Annotated in this window: 8 protein-coding genes; 6 read left to right on the top strand and 2 right to left on the bottom strand. The window is 51.9% G+C overall.

Annotated features, from left to right (window positions below):
- Nucleotides 1-136: 136 nt before the first annotated feature.
- The 5 genes from RA28_RS21010 to RA28_RS20990 all read left to right on the top strand — a co-directional run bounded on the left by RA28_RS21010 (nucleotide 137) and on the right by RA28_RS20990 (nucleotide 3820).
- Nucleotides 137-487 carry a hypothetical protein gene (locus RA28_RS21010; protein WP_039533073.1) on the top strand — a complete coding sequence of 117 codons (351 nt, stop codon included), beginning with the start codon at nucleotides 137-139 and terminating at the stop codon, nucleotides 485-487.
- A 141-nt stretch (nucleotides 488-628) separates the two neighbouring features.
- A complete protein-coding gene (locus RA28_RS21005) occupies nucleotides 629-964 on the top strand; it encodes a hypothetical protein (RefSeq protein ID WP_039533071.1) in 336 nt (111 codons plus the stop codon).
- Nucleotides 965-1033: 69 nt separating this feature from the next.
- Nucleotides 1034-2155 carry a papain-like cysteine protease family protein gene (locus RA28_RS21000; RefSeq protein WP_039533069.1) on the top strand — a complete coding sequence of 374 codons (1122 nt, stop codon included), beginning with the start codon at nucleotides 1034-1036 and terminating at the stop codon, nucleotides 2153-2155.
- 16 nt (nucleotides 2156-2171) lie between these two features.
- Nucleotides 2172-2414 (top strand): hypothetical protein, encoded by a 243-nt coding sequence (locus RA28_RS20995; RefSeq protein ID WP_039533068.1) that lies wholly within the window; start codon nucleotides 2172-2174, stop codon nucleotides 2412-2414.
- A 74-nt stretch (nucleotides 2415-2488) separates the two neighbouring features.
- Nucleotides 2489-3820 carry a radical SAM/SPASM domain-containing protein gene (locus RA28_RS20990; RefSeq protein ID WP_193747446.1) on the top strand — a complete coding sequence of 444 codons (1332 nt, stop codon included), beginning with the start codon at nucleotides 2489-2491 and terminating at the stop codon, nucleotides 3818-3820.
- A 394-nt stretch (nucleotides 3821-4214) separates the two neighbouring features.
- Here RA28_RS20990 and RA28_RS20985 read toward each other — a convergent pair whose 3' ends face one another.
- A complete protein-coding gene (locus RA28_RS20985; RefSeq protein ID WP_039533065.1) occupies nucleotides 4215-4427 on the bottom strand; it encodes a hypothetical protein in 213 nt (70 codons plus the stop codon).
- 762 nt (nucleotides 4428-5189) lie between these two features.
- Here RA28_RS20985 and RA28_RS20975 point away from each other — a divergent pair.
- Entirely contained in the window at nucleotides 5190-5558 is a 369-nt protein-coding gene (locus RA28_RS20975) for a recombinase family protein (RefSeq protein ID WP_241481186.1), read from the top strand.
- Nucleotides 5559-6479: 921 nt separating this feature from the next.
- Here RA28_RS20975 and RA28_RS20965 read toward each other — a convergent pair.
- Complete coding sequence (locus RA28_RS20965) at nucleotides 6480-7508, bottom strand: IS110 family transposase (protein ID WP_039533075.1); 1029 nt, start codon at nucleotides 7506-7508, stop codon at nucleotides 6480-6482.
- Nucleotides 7509-7629 lie beyond the last annotated feature (121 nt).

Below are 7629 nucleotides of genomic sequence, written 5' to 3'. Positions count from 1 at the left end.
CGTTATCTATTGGCTATGAGTCCTGACCCTAAGAGAAAAGGTACATCAGGGCTAGAAACGCGAAGAATACGATAGTCAAACCTGAGAATACCTGAAAGACGAGCTACACAAGTTCTATGAGCCACACCATGCGACGGTGCGGCATGAGGCCGACCAGCTCAAATCTCGCCTTCAGGATCATAGGCTCCTGGCGCGGTTCCGGCGAGTCTTCACAGGGAAAGGAGAGCGCGATCGGCTGGATAAGCTGGAAGCGAGTATTCAGGACGCAGAGACCCGCAAGCTTGACGCGCTGAACGCTCTGATCAAGCGCCAGAACATCGACCGTGCGAAGCTGGCAGAGAAACAAGAGCAGCGCCTTACTGCGCAGCACGAGGGCATAGAACGCGCCAAGGAGTGCAAGCGACAGCTCACCCTAGAACGCATCGAGCAGATGCGAGAGAGGCGACAGGAGCGCCAAAAGGATCGAGGGCAGGATTTTGAGCCGTGAGAAAGCAATTATCGCTGCGCGGGCAATGTAAGTGATTTTCAGAATTAAAAAAAGCTTGGAATATGAGAATGGTTGTCGAATGGTAGGCGTAGCGGTGCCCATACCGCGTTTTTGTTTTGGCTCCAGAAGGGAGGAATATTTATGGCACAAATCAACGGAATAAATATGGAGGGCGTCGACGGTGCGGCGCTTGGTGGCACGGCTGAAGAAGCCGCCAAAGTATTTCTAGAGGCCGCGGGAAAAGGCTTAGCTCAAGTCATCGCTGACGCGCTTGGGCAAGCGGCCAATGCTTCTGTAGGCGGCGGTGGTGACCCAGCTGCTTGGACAGAGCTGATTGGACCCTGCATTGTTGATATCCAATTCACCGTACCGAAGGGTACAACCCCTCGTTCCCTTAACACTATTGCGACTTCCGACTCCGACGCTCTCGGTGGCGTAAGCGGGAGTGTTTCTTGTGGCGTGAACATTAACTTTTAAGCAGGCACCAGAAATGACCTTGTCGCGTGACATCTGGCGCGTGGCAAGGTTCTGGCCTTAGGAGAGCTCATGGATATTGATTTGTCAGCCATTGCACTGGGTGCCGGTGCAAATTCGAAGGTGCTGCCAATAGATTTCATCTTTCAGACCCAGTCTTTCTGGTGTTGGGCTGCTTGTATGCAAATGGTCATGGGCACTCCAATTCAACAGTGCTCACTTGCCAATGAAGCCTTTAGCATTTCAGACGATTCCTGCTGTGAAGATGGGTCTACCGCACAATGCAATAAACCCCTCAGAGTTATACTTATTTCAAGTGAATGGGCGAAATACTCTTTTAATGCCGAGTATTTCGGCGAGCCGTTTTCAAAAGAAAAAATTAAAAGCACAATAGATTCAGGAAAGCCAATTGAGTTTGGCGTGAAGTGGCGACCAATCGGCGGTCATGCCATGCTAATAACAGGTTATACAGAGAACTCCGACGGCAGTTTTTCTCTGACCGTCCTTGACCCACTGCAAGGTGTGATTGTCGACACATACGAGAGGGTGTTGGAAGCGTTTGGAAAAGGGGAATGGAAGTGGTCATGGGTCGTATCGGAGGAGGCACTAGGAGGCGATCTGATGGCTAGCTTGGATTCTTTGTCGGATGAAGACGCGCAACGCATCGCTGAGAGGCTACCAAATCTTCTCGGCGGATTGCCACCAGAGGTCACCGAGAAGATCGCAGCGCTCGGAGCTGAACCTGTAAATATATCTGGCTACATTGAAGAAAAAGCAGCGGTGGTAGACCCAACCGGTTTGGGAGTCTCGCTTGTTGTAATGAAGCAGCGCTATGTCCCGGTTCGCCAAGGATCGGATACACTCTTTTACGTTGTAGAACCAACTGAGGACGCTCTGGGTGCGGGGCAAGTAAGCCCCTCTCTGTATCTCCCGCAGAAAAGTCACGTTGGCACGACACTAGACAAGGCGATTGCCGTCGCCGCGCGAAAATATCCTGACCACAAGCAGAGTATACTAGACTATCGGCCTTTACAGCTTGGAGCTGTGATATCCGAGCGTGATGCCGATACACGGATAACAATATTCCGTGCACCAAGAAGCATCATGGGAGATGTTGCAACTAAAGATATTTCTTTGCCAGAGCTTGGGATAATCTTAGCCGAGAACGATCCAATCGAAGGACTACCTGAATAAAACTAGGAGAACAGAAATGCCCGGAGTAATAGCAGTATACGGAACAGGGATTGACGAAGCACTTGCAGGCGGGGACATCGCCAAGCTGTTAGAGGTGACAGCGGCCGCAACATCGGAAGATGCTGATTGGCTCGGTGCTTCGCCTGATGATATTTTGCCGAAGCTAGTCGCGCTTCGAGATGCCCTGAGCAAGCGACAAGGAGAGCTGAACGCTAGCATAGTATCGCTGTCCGAGATTATCGGCTCAATTAAGCCTTGATGGTTTAGTTTTTAGAGGTGGCGGCAACCAGATTTCTGTCCAAGTCCGATGTAGAGACTCGTAGGCCAGTTTACGTGGTTTGGGAGACTACATTAGCTTGTAATCTCAAGTGTAAACATTGTGGTTCTAGGGCTGGAACCCCCAGAAAAGATGAGCTGTCTACAGAAGATGCGTTCGGTCTGATCGATGAACTCGCAGACCTAGGAACCAGAGAGATCACCCTAATTGGCGGTGAACTTTTTCTTCGAAAAGACTGGCTGAAGCTCGTAGAGAGGATATCGAGCAAAGGTATCTTGTGCACGATGCAATCAGGCGGCTTCCACCTAACACGCGAGCGCCTAAAGGATGCAAAGGAAGCGGGTCTCGCAGCAATCGGAATTTCAATTGACGGGCTGGAGAAGACACACAACAGCCTCCGCGGCGTTCGAACTTCTTTTCAACATGCTTTGAGATCGCTCGAAGCTGCGCGCGACCTTCACATCACCTCAAACGTAAACACAACGATAACATCGAAGAATATCGACGAACTTGAGCTGCTGTATGAAGTGTTGAAAGGTTTTCATGTTAGGAACTGGCAATTCCAGATCGTCGTAGCGATGGGGAATGCTGCCGACGAAGAAACGCTGTTGTTCCAACCTTATCAAATTACCAAGGTTCTTGATAGCGTAGCGCGAATACGTACTTCGGCGTCACGCGTGGGGATGTTGGTGCAAGCATCCAACGCTTTGGGGTATTTCGGTCCCTACGAGTGGCTTTGGGAAAGAGGATCGGACACTGACAGCCATTGGAGCAGTTGTGGTGCCGGGCAATCAACCATGGGGATCGAAGCAGATGGAACTATCAAGGCATGTCCATCGCTAGCGACCGAGGATTTCGGCGTCACGCCCTCAGAGTATGATACTCTTCAAGACCTTTGGATTGGTTCGGATAGAATTAGATTCAATGAAACCCGTGATCCACCATCAGGAAGCATCTGTGGTGCTTGCTACTATTGGGCAGCCTGCAAAGGAGGCTGCTCGTGGGCGACTCATTCTCTTACTGGGACGGTAGGTGAAAACCCGTACTGCCACTACCGCGCCATCTGTCTATCTGAATTGGGGTTAAAGGAGAAAATCCGTAAGGTTCGTGATGCTCCAGGCTCATCTTTTGACCGTGGAGAATTCGAGGTTGTGATAGAAGACGAAGAAGGAAAAACGCTAAAAAGCGATGATCCTCGGAAGCACAGGATAATAGAGAAGATAAGTGCAGGTCGAGAACAAGGAGCTTCGGAAGAGGCATTAAAGCTTTGTACGTCCTGTCATCAATTCGCCTGGGAATACGAGAAACAATGCCCATTTTGCAGTGGAACGAAATTCGTTTCAACGAGAGCATTAAAATCCATCAAGTCAGCTACAAAGTTTCTCTAATTCTCCTGCGCACAAGTGTCTCGAATTACAAGAGTACAAACCTTGCATGCAGAGAAGCCGGTTTGCCGGTACCAACGACATGACTGTCTAATCGAGCAATCGGGAACGTCTTCACTTCTGTAGGAACCTTCTCCGAGGGTTGCTACTCGCTCGGCCAACGAACATTGCGAATTCTGCCAATGCTGACACTTTGTTTGAACGCACGGCGCTGAAAATCGAAAGCGCTTTTCGACGCGGCCATGCTCATTAGCAGCCGCAATGAATTCGTTGGACACAGGTAAGGGTTCGGGTAGGAATGTTGAACGTCGGCCAGTCCCAACTACGGCAAAAGCGCTTGAAGCCGTAGTGCATGGCGAGCTTGGACACAATACGGCTTTCCCAGGCTTTGTAGATGTCACATCATCATACCCATAAGGCCGCCATTTCCTATTCCTGGGCCACCTAATGCATTGAGGTCAATTTCTTCTATCTTTCGGTCTTCGAGAAGATCGAGATCGGCAAGGCAAACTAGAACAGTTTTGCGTAATTCCTTCTCGATCTTAGCTCTTTGCTCGTCCGTCAGCTCGATATTCAATCGGATGACAAAGTCGTTAATGTTGTCGGACATTTTAAGCTCCTAGACCGTAAGTACAAATTTTGGTTTCAACTGCGTGATAAGCAAGACTTGTTTGACAGTTCATGGACTAGGGTAGTGGGTTGACCCAAGGACGTCCAGAGATTCTCATGATCTTGCACGGCCCTGCGCAGCGCGTCTCTACCGATTATCACTCTCAGAACTCAATTGTGCCGCAAGCATAATTTGAGCCAATATATTCGGAATATCCGGAGGATAACGTCCCACACGCCTTGCATCGAATATGCTGGGGGCGGCCAAGGTTTTTTTCGTTTCCTAGAAGGGCGTATAGCAGTTCGGCTGGACTGTGGTTTGCGTCATTGATTGCTGTGTCAATCACATCCGGCAAGCCCTTTTTGCGCCCGCACCCGGTGCAAATCTCATTTGTCGTATAGAATTCGAGGCCATTCAGAACACCAGTTGATACATTCAGCTGGGCTTCAACCTCTCTTAGTTCACTGTCAGACGTACGCCGAAAGCTTGGATTCTTTCGAACATCTGACATGGTGGGCACTTCCCGTGCGAATTCTGCCGAAGTAGTTTTCCCAATGACCGACATATCTGTACCTAAATCAACTCTACCACAAGATTACAACAACTCCCCTTGTTTTGCGATAGTTCTACTCAATAGTGCGAGGTGCTAAAACGGTCGTTTTTGGCCCCTACCCAACCCTACGATGAACCAAGCACTTGAGCGGGACAAAACCCCCTGACAAAACCTTTTGAGTTTTGGGACGTTTATGACACCATTGATCTATGATCTTCGGATATGCCCGCGTCTCTAAAGACGACCAGCTCCTCGATCAGCTCCGGCTAGGAGACGTGATCGTCGTCACCAGGTACGACCGCCTTGCACGGTCACTGCGTGACCTTCTCGACATCGTGGAGGCCATCAAGGAGCGCGGCGGCGGGTTTCGGTCTCTGGCCGAGGATATCGACACCACCACGCCCGCAGGCCGTCTGGTCTTCCACGTCTTCGCATCCATCGCTCAGTTTGAGCGTGAACGCATCTCAGAGCGGACTAGGGAGGGGCTAGAAGCTGCGAAGAAGCGCGGCAGGGTCGCGGTGGTCGCCCCCTGCCCTCTCAGCCGCTCAGCGCGACGAGGTACGCCGTATGCGCGATGATGAAGGGCGGAGGCTCTCGGAGATCGCCCAGCTTTTTCGCGTCAGCTTCAAGACTGTGAGGAGGGCGTAGTCAAGCCAGCCTCAGCGGTCCAATAGTAGGATGTTGGGGTCTTCTTTCGTATCAAGCCTTTGTCACGCATCCTCGTGACGTAGCTGCGAAGCGTGTTGTAGTTCAGCCCGTATCCCTGCTTTGAGATGATGCTGTGAATTTCACCAGTGCGCAGGCCGCGCTTCGAGTTGTTGAGAGCATCAAGTATGATCGTCTCAGAGAACAACCTGTCAGCGTTCTTGAGGTTGCGAGCCTCGCCTGTTTCGCCAGCAAAGAGCTCTGATTTTCTTCTATAAATCAGGTTGTTGATCGTACGGACTTCTGTTGGCAGCTCTTTAATATGTTCCTCTAAAGCATGCTTCTCGGACTCGAGGTGCTTGATGTACGAGTCATTTTCTGGTGTTATCGCAACATCCTTGCTTTCCTCAACAGTATTAACTTGGTCTTAGCGAGAGAGATGGCATATTGGAAGGGATCAGAACCCCCACGCCTCTCCTTAGGACGCGCACTAGGGGGATACTTTTTTCGCCAGTTGTGCTCTAGGGTCAGGACTTCGGTAACGGGGTCGCTTCAGTCAAGCGGTTTTGGGTATAACAATTGATCCGCCGGAGCGGCTGCCTTGGTATTGTTAGTGTCCGTTCCGCCTTTTCTCGCGGCTTTCGGCTGAGATCCTTCGGGTACTTGCTTCGGTTCGTGGTCAGCGCGATGGCTGCCAACATGATGCTGGTTCGATGTAATTCCGATGTGCCCATCTCATAGGCGTGCTTGGCAAAGAACAGCGACAGTCCTGACCACGGCATCATCGGAACCACGTCCCTGGGGGACCTCGAAAGCCCGCGCTCAAGCAGGCAACGGGTAAGGCAACGACAAGGTCAGGTCATTTTCGGTGCCTCATCGGGCTGGAACTCGGTGCCGTCGATCCAAATCCGATGAAGTATGACAGCGATGCGGCGTGCGAGAGCAACCATTGCGATTTTACGACCGCGGCGTTGAGCCAATTGGGCGCCCCATGTTCGCAACCAAGTCGACCGGCCACGGTTCATCATGACGGTTGCGGCTTGGCACAACGCCCGCCTCAGATTCACGTCACCAGATTTGGTGATACCGCCTGACACGTCCCGTTCACCGGACTGATTGCGTGAAGGTGTCAAACCAACCCAGGGACCAACTCTCTTTGACGACCGAAAGCGAGCCGGATCATCAACCGCAGCACGGAATGTCAGCGCTACTACTGCACCGATCCCAGGCATTGACATAAGGCGTAGGCATACTGGATCATCCCTGGCCAACTGGCGCACGCGCTTTTCGAGACCGACCAGTTCCTGTCGCAGAGATGCTCTGGCACGCAGCATTGGTGCTGTCGCGGTTTCCAGCATGGGATTTCCATCTGCCAATTCCCGAATGCGGGCCTCGAATCTGCCGCGAGAGATCGCGCCCACCTTGAGGCCAAAGTTCCGCAGCAGTCCTCTCAGCGACATTTCCAAGGCGATCATGTTTTGTTGAATGGCTTTGCGGGCACCGAGAACGGCGCGGGTTTCTTGAGCCGAGACCGATTTGCAGTGAACCGGGCGGAACCAGCCAAGGTGAAGCAGCCGAGCAATCCCCTCGGCATCGCGCCGATCCGTCTTGATCGGCATGGCCTTCAATGCGCCTTTCACTTGGCGCGTTTCCATGAGTACCGCATCAAGGCCAGCTTCGGTCAGCCCACGGTGCAGCCATTGCGACAGCGGCCCGGCCTCCAGGCCAATCGCAGCGATGCTGCCGTCAAGTTCATCAAACCAACGCGCCAGTACTTCGGGTTCACTTTCAGTCTCTGCTTCTTTGATAATCTGGCCGTGTTCGCTGATCACGCAAACAGAGGTCTTCGCAAGCGATACATCCAATCCAACAAATAATTTCATCCCGTCATCCTCCATGTGGGCTCAATACGGGAATGGCGACAGCGCGGTGCTGATCTGGCAAGTGGCAACGGTCGTGCGTGACGCAGGCCCCGTTACAGCATCTCATAGCCAATAGATAACG

This window comes from Ruegeria sp. ANG-S4 (assembly GCF_000814005.1).
Lineage (GTDB): Bacteria > Pseudomonadota > Alphaproteobacteria > Rhodobacterales > Rhodobacteraceae > Ruegeria.
This window is presented reverse-complemented; position numbering and strand designations above follow the sequence as displayed.